At 60.4% G+C, this 26,099-nt stretch carries 22 protein-coding genes and 2 tRNA genes; 8 read left to right on the plus strand and 16 right to left on the minus strand.

All coding sequences use genetic code 11. The annotated features are described in order from the left end of the window. Positions 1-25: 25 nt before the first annotated feature. From ACMV8A_RS11235 to flgA, 6 genes are all read right to left on the minus strand, one after another. The gene (locus tag ACMV8A_RS11235) at positions 26-751 is read right to left on the minus strand and encodes a c-type cytochrome (RefSeq protein ID WP_495325885.1); all 726 of its coding nucleotides are present in this window, start codon (positions 749-751) and stop codon (positions 26-28) included. Between the two features lie 194 nt (positions 752-945). Then, positions 946-1,272 carry a c-type cytochrome gene (locus ACMV8A_RS11240; RefSeq protein ID WP_495325886.1) on the minus strand — a complete coding sequence of 109 codons (327 nt, stop codon included), beginning with the start codon at positions 1,270-1,272 and terminating at the stop codon, positions 946-948. Positions 1,273-1,364: 92 nt separating this feature from the next. After that, the gene (nosZ, locus tag ACMV8A_RS11245; protein WP_495325887.1) at positions 1,365-3,674 is read right to left on the minus strand and encodes a Sec-dependent nitrous-oxide reductase; all 2,310 of its coding nucleotides are present in this window, start codon (positions 3,672-3,674) and stop codon (positions 1,365-1,367) included. Between the two features lie 407 nt (positions 3,675-4,081). Further along, positions 4,082-4,573 carry a flagella synthesis protein FlgN gene (locus tag ACMV8A_RS11250; RefSeq protein ID WP_495325888.1) on the minus strand — a complete coding sequence of 164 codons (492 nt, stop codon included), beginning with the start codon at positions 4,571-4,573 and terminating at the stop codon, positions 4,082-4,084. A 2-nt stretch (positions 4,574-4,575) separates the two neighbouring features. Further along, on the minus strand, positions 4,576-4,893 hold the full coding sequence (gene flgM, locus ACMV8A_RS11255) for a flagellar biosynthesis anti-sigma factor FlgM (RefSeq protein ID WP_495325889.1): 318 nt from the start codon (positions 4,891-4,893) through the stop codon (positions 4,576-4,578). Positions 4,894-4,965: 72 nt separating this feature from the next. Beyond that, entirely contained in the window at positions 4,966-5,595 is a 630-nt protein-coding gene (flgA, locus tag ACMV8A_RS11260) for a flagellar basal body P-ring formation chaperone FlgA (protein ID WP_495325890.1), read from the minus strand. Between the two features lie 325 nt (positions 5,596-5,920). Between flgA and ACMV8A_RS11265 the strand changes: the two genes are divergently transcribed. The 6 genes from ACMV8A_RS11265 (at position 5,921) to ACMV8A_RS11290 (ending at position 15,242) form a co-directional block, all read left to right on the plus strand. Further along, on the plus strand, positions 5,921-6,847 hold the full coding sequence (locus ACMV8A_RS11265; RefSeq protein ID WP_495325892.1) for a chemotaxis protein CheV: 927 nt from the start codon (positions 5,921-5,923) through the stop codon (positions 6,845-6,847). A gap of 90 nt (positions 6,848-6,937) precedes the next feature. Next, positions 6,938-7,780, plus strand: a complete 843-nt coding sequence (locus ACMV8A_RS11270) for a CheR family methyltransferase (protein ID WP_495325893.1) — start codon at positions 6,938-6,940, stop codon at positions 7,778-7,780. 172 nt (positions 7,781-7,952) lie between these two features. After that, positions 7,953-8,864: a carbohydrate kinase family protein gene (locus ACMV8A_RS11275; RefSeq protein WP_495325894.1), complete on the plus strand. Its 912-nt coding sequence runs from the start codon at positions 7,953-7,955 to the stop codon at positions 8,862-8,864. A 3-nt stretch (positions 8,865-8,867) separates the two neighbouring features. After that, entirely contained in the window at positions 8,868-11,021 is a 2,154-nt protein-coding gene (locus ACMV8A_RS11280; protein WP_495325941.1) for an HAD-IIB family hydrolase, read from the plus strand. Continuing rightward, positions 11,018-13,405 carry a sucrose synthase gene (locus ACMV8A_RS11285; protein WP_495325895.1) on the plus strand — a complete coding sequence of 796 codons (2,388 nt, stop codon included), beginning with the start codon at positions 11,018-11,020 and terminating at the stop codon, positions 13,403-13,405. Before ACMV8A_RS11280 ends, ACMV8A_RS11285 begins: the two co-directional genes overlap by 4 nt. A 91-nt stretch (positions 13,406-13,496) precedes the next feature. Further along, positions 13,497-15,242: a GspE/PulE family protein gene (locus ACMV8A_RS11290; protein WP_495325896.1), complete on the plus strand. Its 1,746-nt coding sequence runs from the start codon at positions 13,497-13,499 to the stop codon at positions 15,240-15,242. Positions 15,243-15,313: 71 nt separating this feature from the next. Here ACMV8A_RS11290 and ACMV8A_RS11295 read toward each other — a convergent pair. The 9 genes from ACMV8A_RS11295 to ACMV8A_RS11335 all read right to left on the minus strand — a co-directional run bounded on the left by ACMV8A_RS11295 (position 15,314) and on the right by ACMV8A_RS11335 (position 22,494). After that, positions 15,314-15,390: transfer RNA gene (locus ACMV8A_RS11295), tRNA-Arg, on the minus strand. A gap of 56 nt (positions 15,391-15,446) precedes the next feature. Further along, positions 15,447-15,537, minus strand: a tRNA-Ser gene (locus ACMV8A_RS11300). Between the two features lie 61 nt (positions 15,538-15,598). After that, positions 15,599-15,784 (minus strand): carbon storage regulator CsrA, encoded by a 186-nt coding sequence (gene csrA / locus ACMV8A_RS11305; protein WP_495325897.1) that lies wholly within the window; start codon positions 15,782-15,784, stop codon positions 15,599-15,601. A 147-nt stretch (positions 15,785-15,931) separates the two neighbouring features. Then, positions 15,932-17,161: an aspartate kinase gene (locus ACMV8A_RS11310; RefSeq protein ID WP_495325898.1), complete on the minus strand. Its 1,230-nt coding sequence runs from the start codon at positions 17,159-17,161 to the stop codon at positions 15,932-15,934. Positions 17,162-17,244: 83 nt separating this feature from the next. Next, on the minus strand, positions 17,245-19,848 hold the full coding sequence (gene alaS, locus ACMV8A_RS11315) for an alanine--tRNA ligase (RefSeq protein WP_495325899.1): 2,604 nt from the start codon (positions 19,846-19,848) through the stop codon (positions 17,245-17,247). Positions 19,849-19,881: 33 nt separating this feature from the next. After that, positions 19,882-20,364, minus strand: coding sequence for a regulatory protein RecX (locus ACMV8A_RS11320; RefSeq protein ID WP_495325900.1), 483 nt, complete (start codon positions 20,362-20,364; stop codon positions 19,882-19,884). 10 nt (positions 20,365-20,374) lie between these two features. Next, a complete protein-coding gene (recA, locus tag ACMV8A_RS11325) occupies positions 20,375-21,406 on the minus strand; it encodes a recombinase RecA (protein WP_495325901.1) in 1,032 nt (343 codons plus the stop codon). 70 nt (positions 21,407-21,476) lie between these two features. Continuing rightward, complete coding sequence (gene thpR, locus ACMV8A_RS11330) at positions 21,477-22,019, minus strand: RNA 2',3'-cyclic phosphodiesterase (RefSeq protein ID WP_495325902.1); 543 nt, start codon at positions 22,017-22,019, stop codon at positions 21,477-21,479. Then, a complete protein-coding gene (locus ACMV8A_RS11335) occupies positions 22,000-22,494 on the minus strand; it encodes a CinA family protein (protein ID WP_495325903.1) in 495 nt (164 codons plus the stop codon). Before ACMV8A_RS11335 ends, thpR begins: the two co-directional genes overlap by 20 nt. A 27-nt stretch (positions 22,495-22,521) precedes the next feature. On the opposite strand from ACMV8A_RS11335, the gene ACMV8A_RS11340 reads away from it, so the two are divergent. After that, a complete protein-coding gene (locus tag ACMV8A_RS11340) occupies positions 22,522-22,875 on the plus strand; it encodes a hypothetical protein (RefSeq protein WP_495325904.1) in 354 nt (117 codons plus the stop codon). Positions 22,876-23,012: 137 nt separating this feature from the next. Here ACMV8A_RS11340 and ACMV8A_RS11345 read toward each other — a convergent pair whose 3' ends face one another. Beyond that, positions 23,013-23,306, minus strand: coding sequence for a PilZ domain-containing protein (locus tag ACMV8A_RS11345; RefSeq protein ID WP_495325905.1), 294 nt, complete (start codon positions 23,304-23,306; stop codon positions 23,013-23,015). Between the two features lie 102 nt (positions 23,307-23,408). Between ACMV8A_RS11345 and mutS the strand changes: the two genes are divergently transcribed. Beyond that, positions 23,409-25,994, plus strand: a complete 2,586-nt coding sequence (mutS, locus tag ACMV8A_RS11350; RefSeq protein ID WP_495325906.1) for a DNA mismatch repair protein MutS — start codon at positions 23,409-23,411, stop codon at positions 25,992-25,994. Positions 25,995-26,099: the final 105 nt, after the last annotated feature.

Here is a 26,099-nt window from a genome sequence, read left to right on the forward strand (position 1 = left end):
GAATGGTACGGCGGATATATTGAGTTTAGTCGAAGTCAGGATTATGCCAGCCCGGAGGACCGAGGCGATCGGCGGGCGGCTTCAGACGTGAGGCGTAATCACTGACCGCGCTGAGATCGCGATCCGAGAAACCCTTCACCTGCTTGACCATGTCCGGATTGGCGTTACGGCGGGCACCGTCACGAATCTCACGGAACTGCCGCTTGATGTACTCGTAGTGCTGTCCCTGGATCAACGGCATGAACTCGTCATTGTTCCCTTCGCCATTCGGACCGTGGCAACGCACGCAGTTGTCTTTGTACAGTTGCTGACCCAGCGCCAGATCAGTGCCGGGGCCAACGCCATTCTCCGGAGTCATCGGCAGGGTGGCCATGTATTCCACCACGTCGGCAACTGCCTGCGCACCACCGATCTGCGACGGCAAAGCAAACGGGTACATGGTCGGATTGTCGCGGTTTTGCGCGCGAATATCGGCCAGCTGCTTGATCAGCACCGTGCGATGCTGGCCGGCCAGCTGCGGGAAGGTTCCGTCGGGCAAACCCCAGCCTTCCGGCATGTGGCAGGCCGCACAGACTTCATATACATCACGCCCACGCTTGGCATCACCCTTCAGCCCCATGGCGATTTCCAGTTCGTCACCCTGCATCTGCCAGGCGGGCATCTTGACCTTGCCACCTTCGGCCGCCAGCGCCACGCCGCTGGCCGACATGGCCAAGGCAACAAACAATGCTGATTTCAGAACCACTTTCATACCGTACCCCTCTTCTAGGTGGAGTGATCCGGGCCGCCTGTCCGGCGTGCCTGTCCCGAATCGCTCCTCTACACAAACCCAAGTCCTCAACCACACTTGGTGGAAAACGGCACCGTGCCGTTGTTGAATATCAGTATATGCTTCAATTCAAAAAACGCTTTGACGCGCATCAAGACGAGCGCCACTGATGGCACTCAAGGCTGAACCGTAGCCAACCAATCGGCAATGGCCTTCATCTCCTCATCGGAAACCAGGTGCATCACCCCCTTCATGGCCACGGTCTGACCGTTGTTGCGGGCGCCGCTCTTGATGTCCTTCATCTGCTGCAGCGCATAGGCCGCATTCTGACCCGCCAACTTGGGATAGGTCGGCAGTACCGGCGCATTGCCATTCATACCGTGGCAGGCGATGCAGGTCTTGGTTTTGTACAGGGTAGCACCGTCCTGTGCCAAGGCGGTTCCGCCGATCAGCAAACCGCCAACAGTCATGGCCGCCAAGGTGAGCTTGTTCAGGTACTTCATGGGTGTCTCCTTTTGCCTTTTACAAAAAACAGGGGGACACAATGCGTCCCCCTGTCAATTTAGTCTTTGACTCTGATCAAAGACAGACTGTCTTACTTAATCTTCTTAGCCTTGTTCTCTTCCAGGTGGGTCTTGGCACGCAGACCGAGGTCAGCCGCCTTCACCTGGTACTGCCACCACTGATTGGCCCACAGCATGGCATTCTGCCAATCCTGCTTGGCCGCAGCGGCTTCCGACTTGGCCTTGGCGTCCTTGGCGAACTCAAGCTGGTCGGTGGCGTCTTCCACCAGACCGACCACGGTCGGGAACTCCTGGTAGTTGTGGCTGGTGATGAAGGCCACCACGGAGTCGATTACGGCCTGGGTCTCGATGTTGGTCTTGACCTGGGTGTCGTAATCAGCCTTGGTGTACTTCACGCCTTCCTGCATCGACACGGCTTTGGCCTGGTAGCCCTTCGGGCGAACCAGCAGGTAGCCCTGCATTTCCAGGTGCAGCGCCGAGCAGAACTCGGTGCAGTAGTACGGATAGACGCCTTCCTTGTCAGCAACCATGCGGGCAGTCGCCGTCTTACCCGGCTCCAGGGACATCTGCACGTTGTGGCCGTAGATGGCGAAGCCGTGGGTCTGATCCTGCGCACGCTCCAGGTTGGTGATGTGGAACAGCACCTCATCACCCACTTCGGCCTCGATGATCTCCGGGGTGAAGTGCGAGCGTATCGCCGTACCCAGTACACGTACCGTGCATTTGCCCGTGTTGTCGCAGGTACGCTCGGTCTTCTCGCGGCCGGCACGCACGGCATGCGGATGACGCTTGTCGGTACGGCTATCGGTGCCGGAGGCGTAACGCACTGTCGGCTGCAGACGATCAGCCTTGATGGCGACCACATAGTGAGGCTCACCCAGCGGCAGCGGCATGTCATACAACAACTCCATCTTGTCGCCACTGATGTCGATGAGCTGATGGTTCTGCGGATGCAACGGGCCAACCGGGTTGAAGCGGTCGATGGCCAGTTTGTTCAGGGCGACCAGATACTTGCCCTGCGGGGTGACGGAATCGCCTTCCATGGTCATCAGGTGACCAATGTTGTAATGGATGGAGATTTTATCCAGCACCTTGCCTTCGCAGTAGTCCCACTTGGCCACCATCGAGTCCACGTAGAGCGAGGTGTAGACCACGCACTTCTTGGCGTCGTACTGGGTGTGCAGAGGACCGAGGCCCAGCTGTACCTGCTTATGCACTGCATCCTTCAGGGCGATGATGGGCAGGCCGTACGGATCCTTGCCTTCAAACTTCTTCGCCTTGATGGCGGCCTGGATCTTGTCGAAGCTGTACACGGTTACGTGCGAATCCAGCTTGCCGGCCACGATGATGAACTTGCCATCCGGCGACACATCCACGCCATGGGGGCTCTTCGGCTCGGGGATCAGGAACAGCACCCCTTCCTTCGCCGCCACGTCCATGGTGATCACGTTGTGGCCATTCACCTTCTTGGCCTTGCCGGCCTTGACCAGTTCTTCGGCCTTCTTCCAGTTCACGACATGGAGGAAGTCGGTGTCCTTGGAGGAACAACCCGCCTCGAAGGGCGGACGGCCACGCTCGATGCCGCCCACATAGCGCTCGCTACAGAAGGAATTGGTGAAGGACCAGCCGTGGCTCGGCCCCTTGCCTGCATCGGACAGGTCCTGGCTATAGGGAGGTGCTTCAACGGAGAAGGAGTTTTCCGGTTCGATGCGGCCAGTGTCGTTATTGAACTTCCAATAGGTGATACCACCACGGTACTTCTCGTTGAACTCTTCGAGCGGAACGAACTTGTTCTCGAACGGCGCGGCGTATTGAGCCGCCTCGATCACGTACTCGGTGTTCTCGGTGACAAAGGCGCCGCCATGGGACGACTTGTACAGCGGATTGACCACGATCTGCTTGGTTTCAAAGTCATGCAGGTCGATAACGGCGATACGCGGATTGGCCTTGTCGTTGATGAACAGCCAGCGGCCGTTGTATTCACCCTTGGTCTCGGAGATGGCCGGGTGGTGGGTATCACCGTAGGTGATGTCCTTGCCCTGGATACGCCCCTGAGCCAGCACTGCCTTGGATTCTTCCTCAAAGCCGTAGCCCTGCCACGGCTCCGGCGTGAACACACCGATGTACTTGAGGATGCGCATCGACGGGATGCCGTAGACGATGACCTGACCGCTCTGGCCACCGGAGGCAAATGCGATGAACTCGTCGCGGGCACCAGAGGGTGTATAGGTTTTGGCGGCTGCCAGCAGATCCTTCTGGGTCAGGTTCCGCGCCTTCATGACCTGTTCCAGTGTCGAGTTGGACCAGGCACTCGTCGATGCAACCAGACCTATTCCCAGGCCCGCCAGCATCGAGAGCGTACGTTTTGCAGTCGGCTTCATATCAGCCCTCTCCCTTTTCTTGGTTGGTGACAAAGTAAACCTCGCGTCATGGTCATCCTTCGTATCGCAAGGCGCCTTGATCCAAATCAAACCGTGTGGTTCCTGACGCACATTGGTGTGTGTTTTAACACACTCGCGCATTAGTTATAGGACAGGTTTGTGACAACTCAAGAAAAGTCCGATGGCAATTAACTGAATTTGCTAAATATCTTCTGATGGGGATACCTCTAAAGCGGTAGCTATGAAAATTTTTACATTCAGCAATTAATGTATTTCTAATATTCAATTCGGCGCGACGTGTTTAGGGAGTGCACAACGGATGCCGCCACCGTCACTGTGGTAGGCAACAGCAAAATAAAAGGCGAAAGTGCGGTGCGCGTTAGCGCGGGGGGAAGCTTAACAAGGGTTCAGGCCTTGATAACGCGGTTACTGCCTGGCATCGAGGGAGTGGATTTGCCCGCCTGGTTGTACAACTCGGAGCTGTCTCCCTGCCCACCCAAGAGGATGGAAAGAGCCCGGTGCGTGCTGCGCCGGCTGCTTTCCAGCACGGCGCCGTTCAATTGATTCTGTCGCTGGCAAGATACCAGACTTTCTTTGAGGTCATTCCAGCGGAGGAACAAATCATGGCCGGAGGCGGCACACCGCTCCAGCATGATGTCGAACCCATCGGGGCCGGAATTCAAACCTGCCGCCTGCATCAGCTGCAAACGCCGGTTGTGGCTATTCTCCAATTGATTGAGCAAAGCCTGCTTGTCCGCCACCGCTTGCTGCAAAGCATCCGTATCACGACGCGCGATGGCCTCATGTTCAGTCTGGAGAACAGCAAACAGCCGCGCAGCGGCCTCCTGCTCCTGCTGCATGAGATGCCCGAGAGATGCGCAAGCCTGGTCCACGGGCATGATTACCGCTGCAGATCCTGTTCGAAGCGCAACATCTTCTCTGCCACGCGCCCGGAATCCATTTCGTAGCTGCCGTTGGCGATGGCCTGCTGGATGCTCTCCACCCGCTGGCTGTCCACTACCGGCATCTTAGCCAGGCTGTTTTCCAGTTCCCGCAGACGGGCGGCGGTATCGGTCAGGCTGACCGTATCCATCGTCGAGGGCCGCCCGGTCTGCTGCTGGGAGGCGGTCGGCTCACTACGGGCCACCTGCACCTGCGATCCGTCAGTGGCGCGCTGGCTCTGATTGCCGGGGAAACCGGTTATGTTGTTGATTGCCATGGTTACTCTCCTTTTCTCTACATCCCGTATCGGCCAGCTGGGGATAAACTTTAGCCTCTATTTGCGAATTAATTACAATCGTACCTGGATCACCCCGGGGGCAACCACCACACCTTCGATGTCCCGTCCGGACGAGAGGTTACGGGCACGTATCACCTCCCCCCGGGCACCATCCATCAAGGCCTGCCCCTCCATTCGGACCTCAATTCCTCCGACCTGGCCGAGAATGGTCACCCGTTCACCCCGCCGGATCGACACGGGGTGCTGCACCAGTCCCGGATGCAACACCGCACCGGCAGTAACCGAACGCCGTAGAACCATACCTTCAATGTCTTTTAAATCAGTAAGATACCCCGTAGCAAGGCGGGTAACGTCCTGCTCCACAACATCCACATCCGCGCGACTCAACACCGTGCCGCGCGGCAGCGAACGTCGCACCACCAGTACCGGCTGCACCAGGGCCACGGTCGCCTGGACGTACACCGTCCATGATACCGGCGCAGCACACCGCACCCCCACCGTGGTCATGCCGACATTACGCTGCCCGGGAGGAGTGAAGGCCTCCAACGGCGTGTCGCAGCTGGCCAGGCGCAGACGGGAGTCTATGCGACCGGCGCTCACCTGCGGCGGAGTCCGGCTGTCGGCATGCTGTCCCTCCAGATAGGCAACGGCCGCCTGCTGGATGGACTCCAGTGACTGCAACTCCTCCGCCCGCAGCCCCCCTGGCAGAAGAAGACCGCCAGCACAGCACAACAGCGCCAGTGAGCGCCGGGATATTGGCGCCACCCTCATCGCTGTATGGCGAAAGAACTGTGCAATAACAAAAATCATTTCTTTACCAGAATTAATCAGTTAGCGTATATACTTTGGGCAACTCGGCAGATTTGGTGCCGTAGGGCGCGGGTGAAATCCGGCCGCTATACCTGATGCACGCAAATAACGTGCCGACTGGCAGGTTAAGGCGGCAGCAGGGCCTGCCGATAACAGCCTCATCCCTGAACCACAGGACCAAGCGGAGACAACAATAATGGCGGGCGTACTCGACGGCGTTAACCAACGCACCCGGTTGGCCGGACACAACCGGCTCGAACTGTTGATGTTTCGCCTCGGCGACAAGCAGCGCTTTGGTATCAACGTGTTCAAGGTGCAGGAAGTCATCCAGTGCCCGCCGCTGACCAAAGTGCCCCACGCCCACCCCGTGGTACGAGGCGTCGCCACGCTGCGTGGCAAGACCATCACCATCATGGATCTGGCCCAAGCCATCGGTCGCCGTCCCATCACCGATACCTCACAAGCCTATATTATCGTCACCGAATACAACCGCGCCGTGCAGGGTTTCCTGGTCAGCGGCGTCGATCGCATCGTCAACATGAACTGGGAAGAAATTCTGCCGCCGCCCAAGGGCTCTGGTCACAACTACATGACCGCGGTTACACGTGTCGATAACGATCTGGTGGAAATTATCGATGTTGAAAAAGTATTGGCGGAAGTGATTCATATCGACGAGACCGTCACCAGCAGCATCATTGAAGACAACCGGAACACTATCGGGCAACGCAAGCACCGCATCCTGGTGGCCGACGATTCCAGCGTCGCCCGCAACCAGATCAAGCGCACGCTGGATCAAATCGGCGTAGAAACCATCCTCGCCAAGGATGGCCGCGATGCACTCAATATGCTAAATACCATGGCGGAAAGCGGCACCCCCGTTACTGACCAGATCAGCATGGTGATATCCGACGTGGAGATGCCGGAGATGGATGGCTATACGCTGACCACCCAGATACGCTCCGACAACCGTCTCAAGGAACTGTATGTGATCCTGCACACTTCGCTGAGTGGCATCTTCAACAACTCACTGGTAGAAAAGGTAGGGGCCAACAAATTCATCGCCAAGTTCAAACCGGACGAACTGGCAAACGCCGTCATTGAGCGACTGAAAGCCATGAGCTGAGTGTGCGCCGGTCTACCGCATGTAGGGGTGCAGTTCGCACCAGACATGCTCGCAAATGATTTACGCTGCCGACTTGCCTGAGAATACCAAGTGACCACCACTCACATTGCCCCTAACGAATACGAGGAGTTTCGCCGTTTTCTCGAAGATGCCTGCGGCATCATGCTGGGCGACAACAAGCATTATCTCGTCACCAGTCGTTTGACGCGCCTGATGCGTGAGTTTGACATCAATACCTTCAGCGAGCTGATGGTCCAGCTCAAGCAAAAACACCACACCAAACTGCGCGAGCGTATTGTCGATGCAATGACCACTAACGAAACCATGTGGTTTCGTGACCGCTATCCGTTCGATATCCTCACCAATATCATCCTGCCGGAATACAGTAGCCTGAAGGCACGCCAGATACGCATCTGGTCGGCCGCCTGTTCCTCGGGGCAGGAACCCTACTCCATCAGCATAGTGATTCAGGAATTCATGGCGGCAAAACCCGGCGCCCTGACCACCAACATTCAAATCGTAGCTACTGACATTTCTCCGACCATGCTGAAGGATGCCAGCAACGGTCAATATGACAAAATGTCCATCGTCCGTGGCATCGCCGATGATCGGGTCAAGAAATTCTTTGTCCAGAAAGGCGATCGCTGGGAAGTCAAACCGGAAATTCGCAGTCGCGTATCCTTCCGTGAAATGAATCTAATGCAGAGCTATGCCGCGTTAGGGAAATTCGACATCGTTTTCTGCCGCAACGTGTTGATTTATTTTTCTTCAGAGTTGAAGAAGGACATACTCACCCGCATCGCTCAGAGCATGAATCCACGTGGTTACCTATTCCTCGGCGGTTCCGAGTCCCCTACCAGCTATGTCGACATGTTCGAAATGGTCCGCACCGCTTATGGCGTAGTCTATCGCCTCAAGCAAGGCTACCGCTGACCTTTTCGTTTTGCCATCAAGGCTCTGGTCTGTTATAAATAAACAATCCTGTCCACGTCTGCACTTACGATCACCACACGCAGCTGAGTTTCTGGCTGCACCCGCGGCATAAGCACGGCCTCATGGCCCCACTGTCGCCATCGTTCAACGAATCAGCTCAGGGATTCGAAACATGGCAAAAACTGACTGTTCACACGACAGCACACGACCACTGATCTTCGGCGAGGTGTTGTACGACTGCTTCCCCGATGGCAGAAAAGTGCTCGGCGGGGCGCCGTTCAATGTCGCCTGGCACCTGCAGGGTTTTGGACTGTCGCCGCTATTTCTCACCTGCATTGGCGACGATGCCAATGGCCATGGTGCGCTGCAGCAAATGGCCGATTGGGGCATGGATACTCGTGCCGTGCAGAAAAGTGCGGTATATCCCACCGGAACGGTTGCCATTACATGGCACGGTGATTACCACCGCTTTCATATCGCACCGGATCAGGCCTACGACCACATTGATCGCGAGAAGGCCCGCATGGCCTTGAGCGATGACAATTTGAGCCTCCTCTATCATGGAACACTGGCTGCACGCAGTGCTGCCTCCTGTGACACCCTGCACTGGCTACGACACGAACTTCATCTGCCTACCTTCATTGATATCAATTTGCGTGCCCCATGGTGGCGGGCCGAGGAGGTACGCGCATTGATACAGGATGCGGACTGGCTCAAGCTGAATGATGATGAATTGCGCGAATTTGTGACGGGTACTACCGAAGCTGAATGCGCGGCCCGGCAACTGGCACGTCAGCATCATATCACCCATCTTCTCGTTACGATGGGCGCAGATGGTGCGCTTCTTCTCCATGGAGATCAGCACCACTGGAGCGCGGCAGCAAAGGTCGACCGTCTGGTAGATACCGTAGGCGCCGGCGATGCCTTCAGCGCCGTAATCATGCTGGGCCTGACCCGTCGTTGGCACGCACAGAAAATGCTTAGGAGTGCCACTGAGTTTGCCGCAGCCATCTGTATGCAACGTGGGGCCACGGTCAGCGACCCCATCTTTTATGAGGAGTTCATCAACCGCTGGGAGGACTGAGTTATCACTACAGAAAACGGACTATACATCGCCCTAATTAGCGTCCACGGACTGATTCGTGGACACAATCTTGAGCTCGGCCGCGACGCTGATACCGGAGGCCAGAGCAAATACGTAGTCGAATTGGCGCGTGCGCTGGGTGAACACCCGGACGTATATCGCGTCGACCTCATCACGCGCCAAATCTACGATCCCAAGGTGTCACCGGAATACGCCGTTCCACTGGAAAAAATCGGCCCGCGCAGCTTCATTGTACGCCTGCCATTTGGACCGCGGCGTTATCTGCGCAAGGAAGTGCTCTGGCCGTATCTCGACTCTATGGCCGATCAGGCACTACAGCATATCCGCAGCACGGGGCGTGTTCCTGACATCATTCACAGCCACTACGCCGATGCCGGCTACGTGGGCTCCCGCCTAGCCAGTCTGCTTGGCGTTCAACTCATACATACCGGGCATTCGCTTGGGAGAGAGAAACGGCGCCGCTTACTCGATCAGGGCGTGCCGGCACCTCAGATCGAGGCCCAATACAACATAACCCGGCGTATTGAGGCTGAGGAACTGGCCATGGACGTCGCCAGCGTGGTTATCGCCAGCACCCGGCAGGAGGTAGAGCAGCAATACAGCCAGTATGCCAACTACCAGCCCAAAAACATGTTGGTGATCCCCCCCGGCACCGATCTCAGCCGCTTCCATCCGCCACGGGGCCTCCTCAACGATTCCCCAATACGTCATGCGTTGCACCGTTTCCTGCGTGAACCGCGCAAGCCTATGGTGTTGGCCATCTCACGCGCCGACGAACGCAAGAACATATCCACCCTGTTGCGCGCCTTTGGCGAAAACCGGGAATTACAGCAGCGCGCCAACCTCGTAGTCATCGCTGGCAACCGTGACGATCTCACCACGCTGGACAAAGGAACGCGCACGGTACTGAACGATATGCTCCTACTAATCGACAAACACGATCTTTATGGCCGGGTCGCCTACCCTAAGGCCCACCAATCCAACGATGTGCCTGAACTCTATCGCCTCGCTGCCCGCAGCCGAGGCCTGTTCGTCAACCCCGCCTTGACCGAGCCCTTCGGCCTCACACTGATCGAGGCAGCGGCCAGTGGTCTGCCCATCGTCGCCACAGAGGACGGCGGCCCAAAGGATATCGTGGCTCATTGCAGGAACGGCTTGCTCATAGATCCACTGGATGCAGATGCCATGGGCACCATGTTGCTCGACGCATTGAGCAACGGCAAGCGCTGGCGCACCTGGGCCAGCAACGGCGTCAAAGGAGCGCATCGTTACTATGCATGGGCATCGCATGTAACCAGCTATGTAAAGGCCGTGCGCCGGTTGCTCGGCCAAACGGCACGTGCTCGTCTAATCCGCCCAAACAAGAGCCGCCTGCCAACCATTGAGCGGATAGTAATCTGCGACATCGACAATACCCTATTGGGTGACGACGAGGCGCTTGCAGAGTTACTCACACACATCAACGCGGACCCTACCTTAGGCTTCGGGGTCGCCACCGGACGCCACCTCAGCAGTGCACTCAAGGTATTAACCGAGAATGGCGTATCAATTCCTGATGTGCTTGTCACCTCGGTCGGCACGGAGATTCATTACGGCAGGCAATTACGGCCAGATACCGACTGGCAGAAGCACATCGATTATCGTTGGGATAGAGAGCGGCTACGACAGCTACTCGAAGGCGTGCCCGGCCTACGCATGCAACCCAAAGAGAATCAACGCAGCCATAAAATCAGCTACTACATCGATCCGGACAAGGCACCACCCATCCGCGAGCTGACGCGCCACCTGCGCAGCCACAACCTGTCCGCCAACCTAATATACTCACATCAGTCATATCTTGATCTGCTGCCCATACGCGCCTCCAAGGGTCAAGCAGTACGTTATCTCGGCGCCAAGTGGGGCATCGCCCCGCAGCGTATGCTGGTCGCCGGAGATTCCGGCAATGACATCGAGATGTTGCGCGGCGACACCCTTGGTGTTGTGGTAGGAAACTACAGCCCGGAGCTGCGTCATTTGCGCGGCGAACCAAAAATCTACTTCGCCTCCGGCCACTACGCCCGTGGCGTAGTGGAAGGATTGGAACACTATGCATTCCTCTCTCGTCATACCGCGCCATCTGTTGGAGAGAACCCATGATCAGCACACTGACCGACCACATCGTACAGCATCGCGATGCGGTGCACGCCTTGCTTCGACATTATATGGCACTGGGACGTCCCTTTCTGCTGCGCTCGGATCTGCGTGATGAATTCGAGCAGTTTTGCGGCACTCACAGAAATACTGACCTGCCCCGCTCGGAACTGGCACGACTCATCGGCGTCACCCAGGAGGCCGCTATCGCCAGCCCGTGGCTATACCTGGCGGTGCGAACGCGCATAGCGCGTTGGACTTACCTGCGCTTTCATATTGACACCATGCAGTACGACTCCATCAGCGTGAACGACTTTCTGGAATTCAAAGAGCGTCTGCGCAACACTGCTGGTCATGGCACGGATTATGTGATGGAACTGGACTTCGGCCCGTTCAACCGGGAATTTCCCAAGTTGCAGGAATCGCGCTCTATCGGCCGCGGCGTGGAATTTCTCAACCGCCGTCTATCCAGCCAGCTGTTTCAGGAATTGGGTAAGGGTGATAAGCGCTTGCTTGATTTCCTAAGCGTGCACCAATATCGCGGCAAGCAATTGATGCTCAATGATCGCGTCCGCGATGTTGCCGGCCTACGGACGGCATTGCGTCATGCGGAGGACTATTTGTCGACACAAGCCGAGGATGCTGATTGGAACGTGGTAGGACACGCCCTACAGCAACATGGCTTCGAACCGGGATGGGGGCGCACGGTACAGCAAATACGCTCCAACTTCGATTTGCTGACCGATATCCTGGAGGCCCCGGCGCCGGAAGCCATCGAGCGCTTTCTCGGACGCATACCAATGATCTTCAGCTTGGTGATATTGTCTCCCCACGGCTACTTCGGTCAGACCAATGTACTGGGACTGCCCGACACCGGCGGTCAGGTAGTTTATATTCTGGACCAGGTGCGGGCGCTGGAGCACGAAATGCGTCAGCGTGCCCACGAGCAGGGGCTGGATATACAACCGCAAATATTGATTGTCACCCGTCTCATTCCGGACGCCGGCACCACCCGCTGCAACCAGCCCATTGAACCCGTCATCGGTACCGACGGTACACGCATCGTGCGCGTCCCTTTCCGTAATGACAGCGGTGAGATCGTTCCCCAGTGGATTTCACGTTTTGAGGTCTGGCCCTATCTGGAACGCTTCGCTGCAGAATCTGAGAAGACCATACTCGCCGAATTGGGCTCACGCCCCGACCTCATCATCGGCAATTACTCGGACGGCAATCTGGTCGCCACGTTGCTATCACAACGGCTGCATGTCACCCAATGTGGCATTGCCCATGCGCTGGAAAAGACCAAGTATCTGTATTCCGACCTGTATTGGAAGGAGAACGACCCGCAATATCATTTCTCCTGTCAATTTACCGCTGACCTCATTGCCATGAACGCGGCCGACTTTATCATTACCAGCACATATCAGGAGATCGCCGGTACCGCCGACAGCGTTGGACAGTACGAAAGTTATGGCGCCTTCACCATGCCTGGGCTCTATCGCGTGGTAAATGGCATTGACGTGTTCGACCCCAAATTCAACATCGTGTCTCCCGGCGCCGATGCCACGGTGTATTTTCCCTATGACGACGAACTACGCCGGCTGCGCAGTCTGCAACCCGAGATAGAACGCCTCATATTCGGTGCTGCCGATGAATTTTCTCGCGGCCAACTGCAACAACCGGAAAAGCCACTGCTGTTCACCATGGCCCGGCTCGATCACATCAAGAACATCACCGGCCTGGTGGAATGGTACGGCAGTAACGACGACCTGCGCCAGGCGGCCAACCTGCTGGTGATTGCCGGTCACACCGATGCCGGACGCTCCGGCGACATGGAGGAGCAGCGCCAAATCGAGCGCATGCACGCCCTGTTTGACAGGTATGGCCTAGACGGCCAAGTCCGCTGGCTGGGGCGGCACCTGGACAAACCATTGGCCGGTGAACTGTATCGCTACGTAGCCGATCGGAAGGGCGCCTTCGTGCAACCGGCCCTATTCGAAGCCTTCGGCCTGACCGTTATCGAGGCCATGGTCTCGGGCCTGCCCACCTTCGCCACCTGCTATGGCGGCCCGCTGGAGATTATTCAGGATGGCCGGTCCGGATTTCACATCGACCCCAATCACGGCACTGTCGCGGCGGAGCGCATGGCGCAGTTTTTCCACCGTTGCCAAAACGATGGCGAACATTGGAACGCCATCTCCCGCGCTGCTATCGAGCGGGTGCGCAGCCGCTACACCTGGGAAATCCACGCTAAACGCATGCTGACTCTTTCCTGCATCTACGGCTTCTGGAAATATGTCACCAATCTGGAGCGCGACGAGACTCGCCGCTACCTGGAGATGTTCTACGGGCTGCAATACCGGCCGCTGGCGGCGGCGCTGCGCGGATAGCCACTCGCAGGACAACTGATGCTCGAAACCATTGTCTCCGCCGCGGGCTGCACGTAATGTATGGGAATCCTGTTCCACCCTAGGGGGTTCCATGAAGGAGCATGTCATCAACAATGCCGACGATCTGCAGCAGGTGTTTGCTGAAACGCATCCCCTGTCAGATCTGCACCTGGGCGAGATCCTGGTGGGTGAACGGCATTTGCATGAAGACGTGCTCGACGATGCTCTGCGCCAACAGCGCCAGACACCTGGCCGCCGCCTGGGCGACATCCTGCTCGAACAGGGCCTGGTGGCCAAGGAGCAAATCCACGCCGCCCTCGCCCACAAACTCGGAATTCCCTTTGTAAAATTAGGTGAATTCGAGATCGAGGCAGACGTCCTGGCGCTGGTACCACCGGACATCGCCCTGCAATACAGCGTGCTTCCCCTCACACTCCATGCCGGCCATCTGGTGGTCGCCATGGAAAATCCCATGGACTGGGAGGCGCTGGAAGTGCTGCGCTTCAATACCAACCACAGCATCGAGCCGGTCATCACCTCAGGCAAGGACATCAGCCAGGCTCTGAACAAATATTACCGCCTGCGCGAAGATCGTGAGATCAGCGACATGGCCGACGTCATCGATCTCAGTCCGGAGCAGGATAAGACCGATGACATCGCGGTCCACCTCATCGAGCAGGAGGCGCAGAAAAAGCCGGTGGTAAGGCTGGTCAACGCCGTCATCATGCAAGGCATCCTGCATGGCGCCTCCGATATCAACATCCGCCCCGAGCGCAATCGCGTCAACATCTATTACCGCATCGATGGCAAGCTGCGCTTCTCCCGCTCGTTGAACAAAAGTCTGCTGGCCCCCCTGGTCAGCCGCATCAAAATAACCGGTCGCATGGACATTGCCGAGCGGCGACTGCCGCAGGACGGCCATGCCCGCCTCACCCGCGACAACAACACCATCGATCTGCGTATCTCCTGCATCCCGACGGTCAACGGCGAAAGCGTGGTCATCCGCATCCTCGATAAAAAGGTCGGCCTCAAACCCCTGGATGGCCTGGGCCTGGGTAGCTGGGAATTGAGCCAGATCCGCCGCATGCTGAGCCGCAGCTACGGCATGCTGCTGGTAACCGGCCCCACCGGTTCGGGCAAGAGCACCACGCTGTATGCCGTACTGAATGAAATCCGCAGCCGTGATCCGCACATCATTACCGTCGAAGATCCGGTCGAGTACGACATGGAAGGCGTAGAGCAGATCCAGATCAATCCAGCCACCGGCTATACCTTTGCCGAGGCGCTGCGGCACATTCTGCGCCACGATCCGGACGTGGTGATGATCGGTGAGATCCGCGATCTGGAAACTGCACGCATTGCCAACAAGGCCGCCCTGACCGGTCACCTGGTCCTGAGTACCCTGCACACCAATGATGCTGCCAGCACCGTCACTCGCCTGATCGATATGGGCATCGAACCCTATCTGCTCAGCTCTACCCTGCTGGGGGTCATGGCACAGCGCCTGATTCGCCTGAACTGTACCCAGTGCCTGGAGGAAGAGAGCGTCGATGAGGAAGTGCGTGATGTGCTACAGGTCCCCACAGATGAGGTGTTTCATCGCGGTGCCGGTTGTGCCGCCTGCAACTACAGTGGTTACCATGGCCGCGTCGCGGTCACTGAGCTGTTGCCCATCACGCCGGAGATTGCGACCCTGATTAATGGCGGCGCCAACGTACAAATCATCAAAGAAGCGGCGATTCGGGAGGGCATGACCACCCTCACCCGCAACGCTCTCGCCCTGGCACGCACCGGCAGGACATCGCTGGATGAAGTATTTGCCATCCGTTTGGAGTAAGGTGCCGGCACGACACGCACGGCCAGACGAAAATGAAAAAGGCCCACCATTGCTGGTGGGCCTTCTATTATTGGCGCGCCCGGAGAGATTCGAACTCCCGACCACCTGGTTCGTAGCCAGGTACTCTATCCAACTGAGCTACGGGCGCTTGAGGACGCGTATTATCTTGATACAACCTAGAACTGTCAAGAAAACACTGTCATATGGCGGAGAGAGAGGGATTCGAACCCTCGATGGGCTTTTGACCCATACGCCCTTAGCAGGGGCGCGCCTTCGGCCACTCGGCCATCTCTCCTGAACTGCAGCAGGCGCTAAGGATACCTGCCCGGGCTATTTGCGTAAAGACGAAAAACGTCTTACTGATTACCGGAGTCCTGCTTCTCGCGCTGAATGCGCTCGTAAATCTCTTCGCGGTGTACAGACACATCCTTCGGCGCATTGACGCCGATGCGTACCTGATTGCCCTTGATACCCAGTACGGTCACGCTCACCTCTTCACCAATCATGAGCGTTTCACCGACGCGGCGAGTTAGTATCAACATCTTCCCGTCTCCTCAATTCAATCCAGTAATGCCAACGCGGTCTCGGCCTCTCCCGGCCCGGGGCGCTGACTAATGATAGTCCATCAGAAAAAACCAGCTTACCGCGTTCCCCTGTTCCGTCGGCAGACTGAACCACTACAAACAGCTTCAGGCAGCGGGCGCCTGATCCAGCTTGAAGGCCGAGTGCAGGGCGCGCACGCCCAACTCCAGGTACTTCTCATCCACAACAACAGAAATCTTGATCTCGGAAGTGGAGATCATGCGGATATTGATCCCCTCCTTGGCCAGTGCCTCGAACATGGTGCTGGCAATACCGGCGTGGGAACGCATGCCGACGCCGACCAGCGACAACTTGACGATCTTGCTGTCGCCCTTCACCTCGCGGGCGCCCATCTCACCGGCATGCTTGGTGAGCAGCGCCAGGGCCTTCTCATAATCGTTGCGGTGTACAGTGAAGGTGAAATCGGTCGTGCTGCCGTCAGGGCTGGTGTTCTGCACGATCATATCCACTTCGATATTGGCTTCACCGACCGGACCGAGAATACGGTAAGCCACGCCCGGCTGATCAGGCACACCCTGCACGGTGATCTGGGCTTCGTCCCGGTTGAACGCGATGCCGGAAATGAGCGCGTCTTCCATTCCTTCATCCTCATAAGTAATCAGGGTGCCGGGACCATCCTGCATCGAGGACAGTACACGCAGCGGTACGTTGTATTTGCCGGCGAATTCCACCGAGCGAATCTGCAACACCTTGGAACCGAGACTGGCCATCTCCAGCATCTCCTCGAAGGTGATACGGTCGAGACGGCGCGCGTCGGGCACCACACGCGGGTCGGTGGTGTAGACACCGTCCACGTCGGTATAAATCTGGCATTCATCGGCCTTCAGCGCAGCAGCCAGCGCCACGCCGGTGGTATCGGAACCGCCACGGCCCAGGGTGGTGATGTTGCCCTGCTCGTCCACGCCCTGGAAGCCGGCGACCACGACCACGCGACCGGCGGCGAGATCGCGGCGCATGTTGCTCTCGTCGATCTCAAGAATGCGCGCCTTGTTGAACGCGCTGTCGGTGAGGATACGCACCTGACCACCGGTGTAGGAACGGGCATCCTGACCGCGCTTCTTCAGCGCCATGGCCAGCAGCGCAATCGTCACCTGCTCGCCGGTCGCCACCAGCATGTCCAGCTCGCGCGGGTCGGGCGGATTCTGGATCGCCTTGGCCAGATCGATCAGGCGATTGGTCTCGCCGCTCATGGCGGAAAGCACCACCACCACATCGTCGCCGCGTTCGCGGAAAGCCATCACCTTGTTGGCGACGTTCTCGATACGCTCAATACTGCCGACCGACGTACCGCCGTATTTCTGGACGATTAAAGCCATGTTTGCCGATGTACCGACCCAGTTGGGTATAAAGGGCGCAAATTAAACACTAAATTGGCCGGAAATTAAAGGGGAGCCGGGACTTAAGCGCCCAGTTCCCGCGCCACCCAGCCGCTCACTGCCGCCAGGGCCGCCGGCAGTTTGGCCAGCTCGGTACCGCCACCCTGGGCCATATCGGCCCGGCCGCCGCCCTTGCCACCCACCTGTTGTGCCACTTCCTGCAGCAGCTTGCCGGCCTGCACACGGTCGGTCAGGTCCTTGGTGACGCCGGCCACCAAGCTGATCTTGTCGCCCTGCACCGCCGCCAGCACGATGGCCGCCGAACCGAGCTTGTTCTTCAGTTGATCCAGGGTATCGCGCAGCGCCTTGGGGTCGACGCCTTCCAGATTGGCCGCCAGCACCTTGATACCGGCCACGTCCACCGCCTGTCCGGCCAGGTCGGAACCCTGACTGGAGGCCAGCTTGGCCTTGAGCTGCTCCAGCTCCTTCTCTAGCTTGCGCTGGCGGTCGAGCATCTGGCGCACTTTGTCCACCACCACGTCACGGCTAGCCTTCACCGCCGCGGCCACCGCCTCCAGGCTGTCTTCGGTGCTGTCCACCCATTCCAGGGCACGACGACCGGCCACCGCCTCGATGCGGCGCACACCGGCGGCCACGCCGCCTTCGCTCACGATCTTGAACAGGCCAATGTCGCCGGTGCGGCCCACATGGGTGCCGCCACACAGCTCGGTGGAGAACTCTCCCATGGACAGCACGCGCACCTTGTCGCCGTACTTCTCGCCGAACAGAGCCATGGCACCGGAGGCCTTGGCGTCCTCGATGCCCATGATGCGGGTCAGTACCTCGTTGTTGGTACGAATCTGATCATTCACCAGCTGCTCGATGCGACGCAGTTGCTCGCGGCTCACCGATTCGAAATGGGAAAAGTCGAAGCGCAGGCGGTCGGGATTCACCAGAGAACCCTTCTGCTGCACATGCTCGCCGAGTACACGGCGCAGTGCGGCGTGCAGCAGGTGGGTGGCGGAATGATGCGCGGCAGTGGCGGCGCGTGCAGCGAAATCCACCGCCGCATCGACGCTGTCGCCCACCTTCAGGCTGCCGTTCTTCACGATGCCGATATGACCAAAGGCCTCGCCCTGCTTCTGCGTGTCCTGTACCTCGAACAGGGCGCCGGCCGTGCTGAGATGGCCCTGGTCGCCGACCTGGCCGCCGGATTCGGCGTAGAACGGCGTGTGGTCGAGGATCACCATGCCCTGCTCGCCGGCCGCGAGCTGCTGTACCGCATCGCCGCCTTTGTACAGGGCAATGACCTTGGCCTGGTCGGCCACGCGCTCGTAGCCGGTGAACTCGGTCTTGCCAGCGATCTCCAGCTTGTGGCCATAGGCGGCGCCGAAGGTGGAGGCGGCGCGGGCGCGCTCGCGCTGCGCCTCCATCTCGCGGTCGAAGCCATCCATGTCCAGTTCCAGGTTGCGCTCGCGGGCGATATCGCCGGTGAGGTCGACCGGGAAACCATAGGTGTCGTACAGCTTGAAGATGGTGGCGCCTGACAGCACGTGGCCGGACAGGCTGTTGATGGCCTCCTCCAGCAGATGCATGCCCTGGTCCAGGGTCTCGGCGAAGCGTTCTTCTTCCTGGTTGAGGATACGCGTCACCTGCGCCTCGGCCCTGGCCAGTTCCGGATAGGCGACGCCCATCTCCTTGACTAGCGGTGCCACCAGCTTGTGGAAGAACGGCTGGCGCAGGCCCAGCTTGTGGCCGTGACGGATGGCGCGGCGGATGATGCGACGCAGCACGTAGCCGCGGCCCTCGTTGGAGGGCACCACACCGTCGGTCACCAGGAAGGCGCAGGAACGGATGTGGTCGGCGATGACCTTGAGCGAGGGATTGCCCAAGTCATTGGTCGCCGCCAGGGCCGCCACGGCCTTGATCAGATTCTGGAACAGGTCGATGTCGTAGTTGCTGTGCACATGCTGCATCACGGCGGCAAGACGCTCCAGACCCATGCCGGTGTCCACCGAGGGCTTGGGCAGCGGCGTCATGGTGCCGTCGGCGTCACGATTGAACTGCATGAACACCAGGTTCCAGATCTCGATGTAGCGATCGCCGTCTTCCTCCGGCGTGCCCGGGGGACCGCCCCACACCTCGGGGCCGTGGTCGTAGAAGATCTCGGTGCAGGGGCCGCAGGGGCCGGTGTCGCCCATGGACCAAAAATTGGATTTTTCACCCAGGCGCGTTACACGCTCGGCCGGTACGCCAATCTCGTTGACCCAAATGGCCGCCGCCTCATCGTCGTCCTTGTAGACGGTGACCCACAGCTTCTCGCGCGGCAGCTTGAGGGTCTGGGTGAGAAACTCCCAGGCGTAGTGGATGGCATCGCGCTTGAAGTAATCGCCGAAACTGAAGTTGCCCAGCATCTCGAAGAAGGTGTGGTGACGTGCGGTGTAGCCGACGTTTTCCAGATCGTTGTGCTTGCCGCCGGCGCGCACACAACGCTGCACCGAGGTGGCGCGGGTGTAGCTGCGCTGATCCTGACCGAGGAAGCAGTCCTTGAACTGCACCATGCCAGCGTTGGTAAACAGCAGTGTCGGGTCATTGCCCGGCACCAGCGGGCTGGAGGCCACGACCTCATGCCCCTTGCTGCGGAAGTAATCCAGGAAGGCCTGGCGAAGTTCTGCGCTTTTCATCATCACCTGACTCAAGAAAAAATCTGCGACCAATGTTCATTCGTCGCCGTTGAACACCTTGCGAAAGTGCTCCGTGGCAAAACCGCGATACTGTAAAAAGCGGGCCTGACGGGCCCGTTCCTGAAAATCCTTCGGCAGCTTGCTGCCGAAACGCTTGCGCCGCGCCTGTTCGGCCAGCTCGCTCCATTGCCCGTCCATCTCCTCCAAGGGCGGTGCAATGAACTCGTCGGTCACACCGCGCTCGGCCAGTTCGGCGCGGATACGCAGCGGCCCATAGCCCTTGCCGGCGCGCATGTGCACGTAGCTCTCGGCATAGCGCGCATCGCTCTGCAGACGCTCCTGTTGCAGGCGCGCCATGCAGGCGGCGATCAACTCAGGGGCATAACCCTTGTCGCGCAGTTTGCGCTCCAGCTCGCGCGCACTGTGCTCGCGCTGCGCCAGCAGCGCCATCGCACGCGGATAGGGATCGTCCTGCTGTTGCATATCCTGATGTGGGTCGGCCCCCAGTCCGACCCACATATCGAACAGATCAGGCTTCTTCCATCACGTCATCGCTGCCAGCGGTGATCACCTCGGGCAGCACGGCAGTGCGGATCTTGGTCTCGATCTCATGGGCCAGTTCCGGGTTGTCCTTGAGGAACTGGCGCGCGTTGTCCTTGCCCTGGCCAATGCGATTGCCGTTGTAGCTGTACCAGGCGCCGGACTTCTCGATGATATTGGCCTTCACACCCAGGTCGACGATTTCGCCTTCGCGTGAGATACCCTCGCCGTAGAGGATATCGAACTCGGCCTGCTTGAACGGTGGCGCGACCTTGTTCTTCACCACCTTGACGCGGGTCTCGTTGCCAACCACCTCCTCACCCTTCTTGATGGCGCCGATGCGGCGGATATCGAGACGTACCGAGGCATAGAACTTGAGGGCATTGCCGCCGGTGGTGGTCTCGGGGCTGCCGAACATCACGCCGATCTTCATGCGGATCTGGTTGATGAAGATCACCAGGGTATTGGAGCGCTTGATGTTGGCAGTCAGCTTGCGCAGGGCCTGCGACATCAGGCGGGCTTGCAGGCCGACGTGGGAGTCGCCCATCTCACCTTCGATTTCTGCCTTGGGGGTCAGGGCGGCGACGGAGTCCACCACCACCACGTCCACCGCACCGGAGCGCACCAGCATGTCGGCGATCTCCAGCGCCTGCTCACCAGTATCCGGCTGCGACACCAGCAGGTCGTCCACATTGACACCCAGCTTCTGGGCATAGGTGGGATCGAGGGCATGCTCGGCATCGACGAAGGCGCAGGTACCGCCCTGCTTCTGGGCCTCGGCGATGACCTGCAGGGTCAGGGTGGTCTTACCGGAGGATTCCGGGCCGTAAATCTCGATGACGCGGCCGCGGGGCAAACCGCCGATGCCGAGGGCGATGTCCAGGCCCAGGGAGCCGGTGGAGATTGCCTGGATGTCGCGCGCCACGCCGGCGTCACCCATGCGCATCACCGACCCCTTGCCGAACTGCTTCTCGATCTGGCTCAGAGCCGCGCTCAAGGCCTTACGTTTGTTGTCGTCCATTCCTGCCTCCAAAAATGCATAGGGCGGGACCATCCATGCCCCGCCGCCCATATTCAGGACCCGGATTATTTCACAGTTGTCCCGCCAGCGGCCAGCGCCGCACCACTTGATATTGGGCCCCCTCGGGCAGGGTCAAGGACTGCACCAGCACGAAGTCACCCACGGCCCATGATACTGTATTTATATCCAGTTGTCGCGGTCCCTGCCGCGCCTTGCGCAGCACCGTCAGGTGCGGGCTGTAGGGACGGGTTTCCGGCGTCAGGCCGCAGGCGGCCATGGCCCCGTTCAGTCGGGCCGCCAGGGCCTGCAAGGCTGGGGGCACCGTCGAGCAGCCCAGCCACACCACCTGTGGCCGTGGCCAGAAACCGGCGCGGTCCAGCGCCAGCTCAAACGGCGGCAAGCGGATGGCATCAGCCGCTTGTTCCATACAAACGCGCCTATCGGCATCGATCGCGCCGAGAAATGCCAGGGTAATGTGGAGATTGTGCACCGCCATGGGCTTGCCGCCCGGCGGGGCGATGGCCCGGCCCACCTTATAAAGGGTCTGCTGCAGGGCCATATCCGGCCACAGGGCGAAAAACAGGCGCGGCCCCTCAGGCGGCGGCGAGGACATCGAGCACCCCTTGCAGGGCCGCCGCCACCGCCTGGCGCCGCACCGCGTTACGGTCGCCATCGAAATGGCGGATACAGCTGACCGTCTCGCCCCCGCGCACCGCCCAGGCCAGGCACACCATGCCCACCGGCTTGAACGGCGTCGCCCCGCCCGGCCCGGCGATGCCGCTGATGGCAACGCTCACCCGGGCGTGGCTGCGGGACAGGGCGCCGACAGCCATCTGCCGCACCGTCGCCTCACTCACCGCCCCCTGCTCCGCCAGCACACCGGGTTCGACGCCAAGCATCTCCTGCTTGGCCTCGTTGGTGTAGGTGACGAAGCCGCGCTCGAACCAGCGCGAACTGCCGGCCAGGTCGGTGCACACCTTGGCCACCCAGCCGCCGGTGCAGGACTCGGCCGTGGCCAGCATCCAGCCGCGCGCCAGCAGGGCTGCCGCCACCTGTTCCGCCAACGCATCCAATTCCTGATCGGTCATCAAAAGATCCGTTATAGTTGCTACATCATGGAGATCCGCCACTCCCCCATCCCCCTGTACACGCCGCTGCAGCCGGCGCAGACGCCTGCACGTCCGCCTGCGGCACAGGAACCATCCTCCACCACGGGAGCAGCGCCGGAGCGTCGCGCCAGCGGCCTGACCGAATACATCGCCCGCGGCGAGGTAGTGGAGGAAAACGATAGCACCGACTATCGCGATCTGATCCGCGCAGCGCGCCAGCAGCGTGCCGAGACGGCGCAGAACGGCCCCGCCGCCCCCGGCGGCAGCACCTCCCCCTACGCCGCCCGCGCCCTGTCCGCCTACCAGGCCAACAGCGCCCCGGCGGGAGGTTCCCACCAGGGGCTGGACGAGATGGTTTAGGGAAGCGCTTCCGCGGCACAGGGATGTGCCGCCATGTTCCAACGACCATGAGTCGTTGGAAAATTAAGCGAATCGAAAATCACACTTTTCGTTTCGCGTGGGCTGAGAAGTCCAGGATGGACTTATTCAGACCTTCCTTAGAGGAAACGCCGCAGGGTCACGCCAATGTCGTAGCCCCCCGGGTTCGACGGCTGCACCCGCACCACTTCCACCTCGGCGCGCAGCGGCGCCACCACCGCGTGCTGCGGCGCCACCTGCACCGTCAGCACCTCCCCCAGGGTCAGCGCCTGATCGGTGACGAAACCCAGGCCGCCGCCACTGAGGTCGCGGGCCAGCGCGCTGTACACGCTGCCGTCGTAGCGGGTAAAGCTCATGGGACAGTCCATGCACATACGGATAAAGTTACGCTTCTCGTCGTATTCTCTGCTCACGCCCCATCTCCTCCCTTGGATACCTGCTGCATAGGTAACAGACCGGCGCCACCCTGCGCAACCCTTCGCGGCGGCACGGCTTTTTCGTTATCCTTGCGCCCCATGACCCGTCCCGCCGCACCCGAGGCCCTCGCCGCCCACACCCCCATGATGCAGCAATACCTGCGCATCAAGGCGGAGAATCCGCATCTGCTGTTGTTCTACCGCATGGGTGACTTCTACGAGCTGTTCTACGACGACGCCAAACGGGCCGCCCAGTTGCTGGACATCACCCTCACCACCCGTGGCAGCTCAGCCGGCGCACCCATCCCCATGGCCGGCGTGCCCTATCACGCCGTCGAGGGCTACCTGGCGCGGCTCATTAAACTGGGCGAATCGGTGGCCATCTGCGAACAGATCGGCGACCCGGCCACCAGCAAGGGCCCGGTGGAACGCAAGGTGGTGCGCATCGTCACCCCCGGCACCGTCACCGACGAGGCCCTGCTGGAGGAGCGGCGCGACAACCTGCTGTGCGGCATCCACCGCAGCGGCGACACCTGGGGCCTGGCGGCGCTGGACCTCACCTGCGGGCGCTACACGGTAATGGAGGTCAGTGGTGATGAGGCCCTGGCCGGCGAACTGGAGCGGCTGCGCCCGGCGGAACTGCTGCTGTCCGACGACCTGCCACCCCACCCGCTGTGGCAGGAGCGGCGCGGTGTGCAGCGCCTGCCACCCTGGCGCTTCGACACCGACAGCGCGCGCCGCCTGCTCAGCGCCCAGTTCAGCACCCGCGACCTCGCCGGCTTCGGCTGCGATCACCTGCATACCGCCCTCGGCGCCGCCGGCGCCGTGCTGCAATACGTGCAGGAGACCCAGCGCGCCGCCCTGCCCCACCTGCGCGGCCTGGCCCTGGAACGGCGCGACGAGGCGGTGCTATTGGACGCCGCCAGCCGCCGCAACCTGGAGTTGGAGCACGCCCTCGGCGGCAACGCCGAACACACCCTGGCCGGGGTGCTCGACCACACCGCCACCCCCATGGGCAGCCGCCTGCTGCGCCGCTGGCTGCACCGGCCGCTGCGCGACCACGCCGTGCTCGGCGCACGCCAGCAGGCCATTGCTACGCTCATCGACGCGCGGCGCTGGGAACCGCTGCGCGAGCTGCTGCGCGGCAGCGGCGACATCGAACGCATTCTCGCCCGCGTGGCCTTGAGGTCCGCCCGTCCGCGCGATCTGGTACAACTGCGCACCGCCCTCGGCCGCCTGCCGTCTCTGCAACAGCAACTCGCCGCGCTCGATGCGCCGCGCCTCGCCGACCTCGCCGCGCGCAGTACCGCCCGCCCGCAACTGCACGGGCTGTTGGAGCGCGCCATCATCGAGGCGCCGCCGCTGCTGATCCGCGACGGCGGCGTCATCGCTGCCGGTTATGACGCCGAACTGGACGAACTGCGCGCCATCCGCGAAAACGCCGGCCACTACCTGGTCGATCTGGAGACACGCGAACGCACGCGCAGCGGCATCCCCACCCTCAAGGTCGGCTACAACCGCGTACACGGCTATTACATCGAGGTGACCCGCGCCCAGAGCGAGAAGGTGCCCGACGACTACATCCGCCGCCAGACCCTGAAGGGGGCGGAGCGCTACATCACGCCGGAGCTGAAACAATTCGAGGACAAGGCCCTGTCCGCCGCGGAGCGTGCGCTGGCACGGGAAAAGGCGCTGTACGATGCGCTGCTCGAAACGCTGTGCACAGACCTGGGCGCGTTGCAGGATTGCGCAGCGGCACTGGCGGAGATCGACGTGCTGGCCAACCTCGCCGAACGCGCCGAAACACTGAACTGGGTACAACCGCAACTGAGTGCCACGCCCGGCATCGACATCGAAGGCGGCCGCCACCCGGTGGTGGAGCAATACAGCGAAACGCCCTTCGTGCCCAACGACATCCGCCTGGGCGAGGGCCGCCGCATGCTCATCGTCACCGGCCCCAACATGGGCGGCAAGTCCACCTACATGCGCCAGACCGCGCTCATCGTGCTCTTGGCCCACATCGGCAGCCACGTACCGGCGACGCGCGCGGTGATCGGCCCCATCGATCGCATCTTCACCCGTATCGGCGCCTCTGACGACATCGCCTCCGGCCGCTCCACCTTCATGGTGGAGATGACCGAAACCGCCAACATCCTGCACAACGCCAGCGACCAGAGCCTGGTGCTGATGGACGAGATCGGCCGCGGCACAAGCACCTTCGACGGCATGTCACTGGCCTGGGCAGTGGCGCGCGACCTGGCCGAGCGCGTCCGTGCCTATACCCTGTTCGCCACCCACTACTTCGAGCTCACCGCCCTGCCCGAACTGGCGGAAGGCGTAGTGAACGTCCACCTCGACGCGGTGGAGCACGGCGATTCCATCGTGTTCCTGCACGCGGTGAAGGACGGCCCGGCCAGCCAGAGCTACGGCCTGCAGGTGGCACAACTGGCCGGCGTGCCGCGCGCGGTGATCGAGGCGGCGCGGCGCAAGCTGATCGAACTGGAAACCGACAACGCCGCCCACCGCGACTACGACAACCCGGCCCAGCAGATGGCCCTGGCCCTACCACCGCCGCCCGACGTGCCGGTGGTGGTGGAGCTGCGCAAACTCGACCCCGACACCCTCACCCCGCGCAGCGCGCTGGATTTGATCTACTACCTCAAGGGTTTGCTGGCGGCTGAGTAAGGCGCCGTTGTCGCATCTGCGACAAACCCTCCCCTGCTGCGTGTTACGGAACAGCCGCGCGCTCCCGTTCGTCGAGAAAAACTTCAACGGCCACAAGAGGTAAGC

It is taken from the genome of Sulfurivermis sp., assembly GCF_059410345.1.

Excerpts from the sequence above, each read along its gene's own strand:
- ACMV8A_RS11310 (WP_495325898.1), bottom strand. The coding sequence starts at position 17,161 with ATGGCTTTAATCGTCCAGAAATACGGCGGTACGTCGGTCGGCAGTATT.
- ACMV8A_RS11250 (WP_495325888.1), bottom strand. The coding sequence starts at position 4,573 with ATGCCCGTGGACCAGGCTTGCGCATCTCTCGGGCATCTCATGCAGCAG.
- nosZ (WP_495325887.1), bottom strand. The coding sequence starts at position 3,674 with ATGAAGCCGACTGCAAAACGTACGCTCTCGATGCTGGCGGGCCTGGGA.
- mutS (WP_495325906.1), top strand. The coding sequence starts at position 23,409 with ATGACCCGTCCCGCCGCACCCGAGGCCCTCGCCGCCCACACCCCCATG.
- flgM (WP_495325889.1), bottom strand. The coding sequence starts at position 4,893 with ATGGCAATCAACAACATAACCGGTTTCCCCGGCAATCAGAGCCAGCGC.
- ACMV8A_RS11340 (WP_495325904.1), top strand. The coding sequence starts at position 22,522 with ATGGAGATCCGCCACTCCCCCATCCCCCTGTACACGCCGCTGCAGCCG.
- ACMV8A_RS11290 (WP_495325896.1), top strand. The coding sequence starts at position 13,497 with ATGAAGGAGCATGTCATCAACAATGCCGACGATCTGCAGCAGGTGTTT.
- ACMV8A_RS11265 (WP_495325892.1), top strand. The coding sequence starts at position 5,921 with ATGGCGGGCGTACTCGACGGCGTTAACCAACGCACCCGGTTGGCCGGA.
- recA (WP_495325901.1), bottom strand. The coding sequence starts at position 21,406 with ATGGACGACAACAAACGTAAGGCCTTGAGCGCGGCTCTGAGCCAGATC.
- ACMV8A_RS11320 (WP_495325900.1), bottom strand. The coding sequence starts at position 20,364 with ATGTGGGTCGGACTGGGGGCCGACCCACATCAGGATATGCAACAGCAG.
- alaS (WP_495325899.1), bottom strand. The coding sequence starts at position 19,848 with ATGATGAAAAGCGCAGAACTTCGCCAGGCCTTCCTGGATTACTTCCGC.
- ACMV8A_RS11235 (WP_495325885.1), bottom strand. The coding sequence starts at position 751 with ATGAAAGTGGTTCTGAAATCAGCATTGTTTGTTGCCTTGGCCATGTCG.
- ACMV8A_RS11335 (WP_495325903.1), bottom strand. The coding sequence starts at position 22,494 with ATGACCGATCAGGAATTGGATGCGTTGGCGGAACAGGTGGCGGCAGCC.
- thpR (WP_495325902.1), bottom strand. The coding sequence starts at position 22,019 with ATGTCCTCGCCGCCGCCTGAGGGGCCGCGCCTGTTTTTCGCCCTGTGG.
- ACMV8A_RS11285 (WP_495325895.1), top strand. The coding sequence starts at position 11,018 with ATGATCAGCACACTGACCGACCACATCGTACAGCATCGCGATGCGGTG.
- csrA (WP_495325897.1), bottom strand. The coding sequence starts at position 15,784 with ATGTTGATACTAACTCGCCGCGTCGGTGAAACGCTCATGATTGGTGAA.
- ACMV8A_RS11240 (WP_495325886.1), bottom strand. The coding sequence starts at position 1,272 with ATGAAGTACCTGAACAAGCTCACCTTGGCGGCCATGACTGTTGGCGGT.
- ACMV8A_RS11275 (WP_495325894.1), top strand. The coding sequence starts at position 7,953 with ATGGCAAAAACTGACTGTTCACACGACAGCACACGACCACTGATCTTC.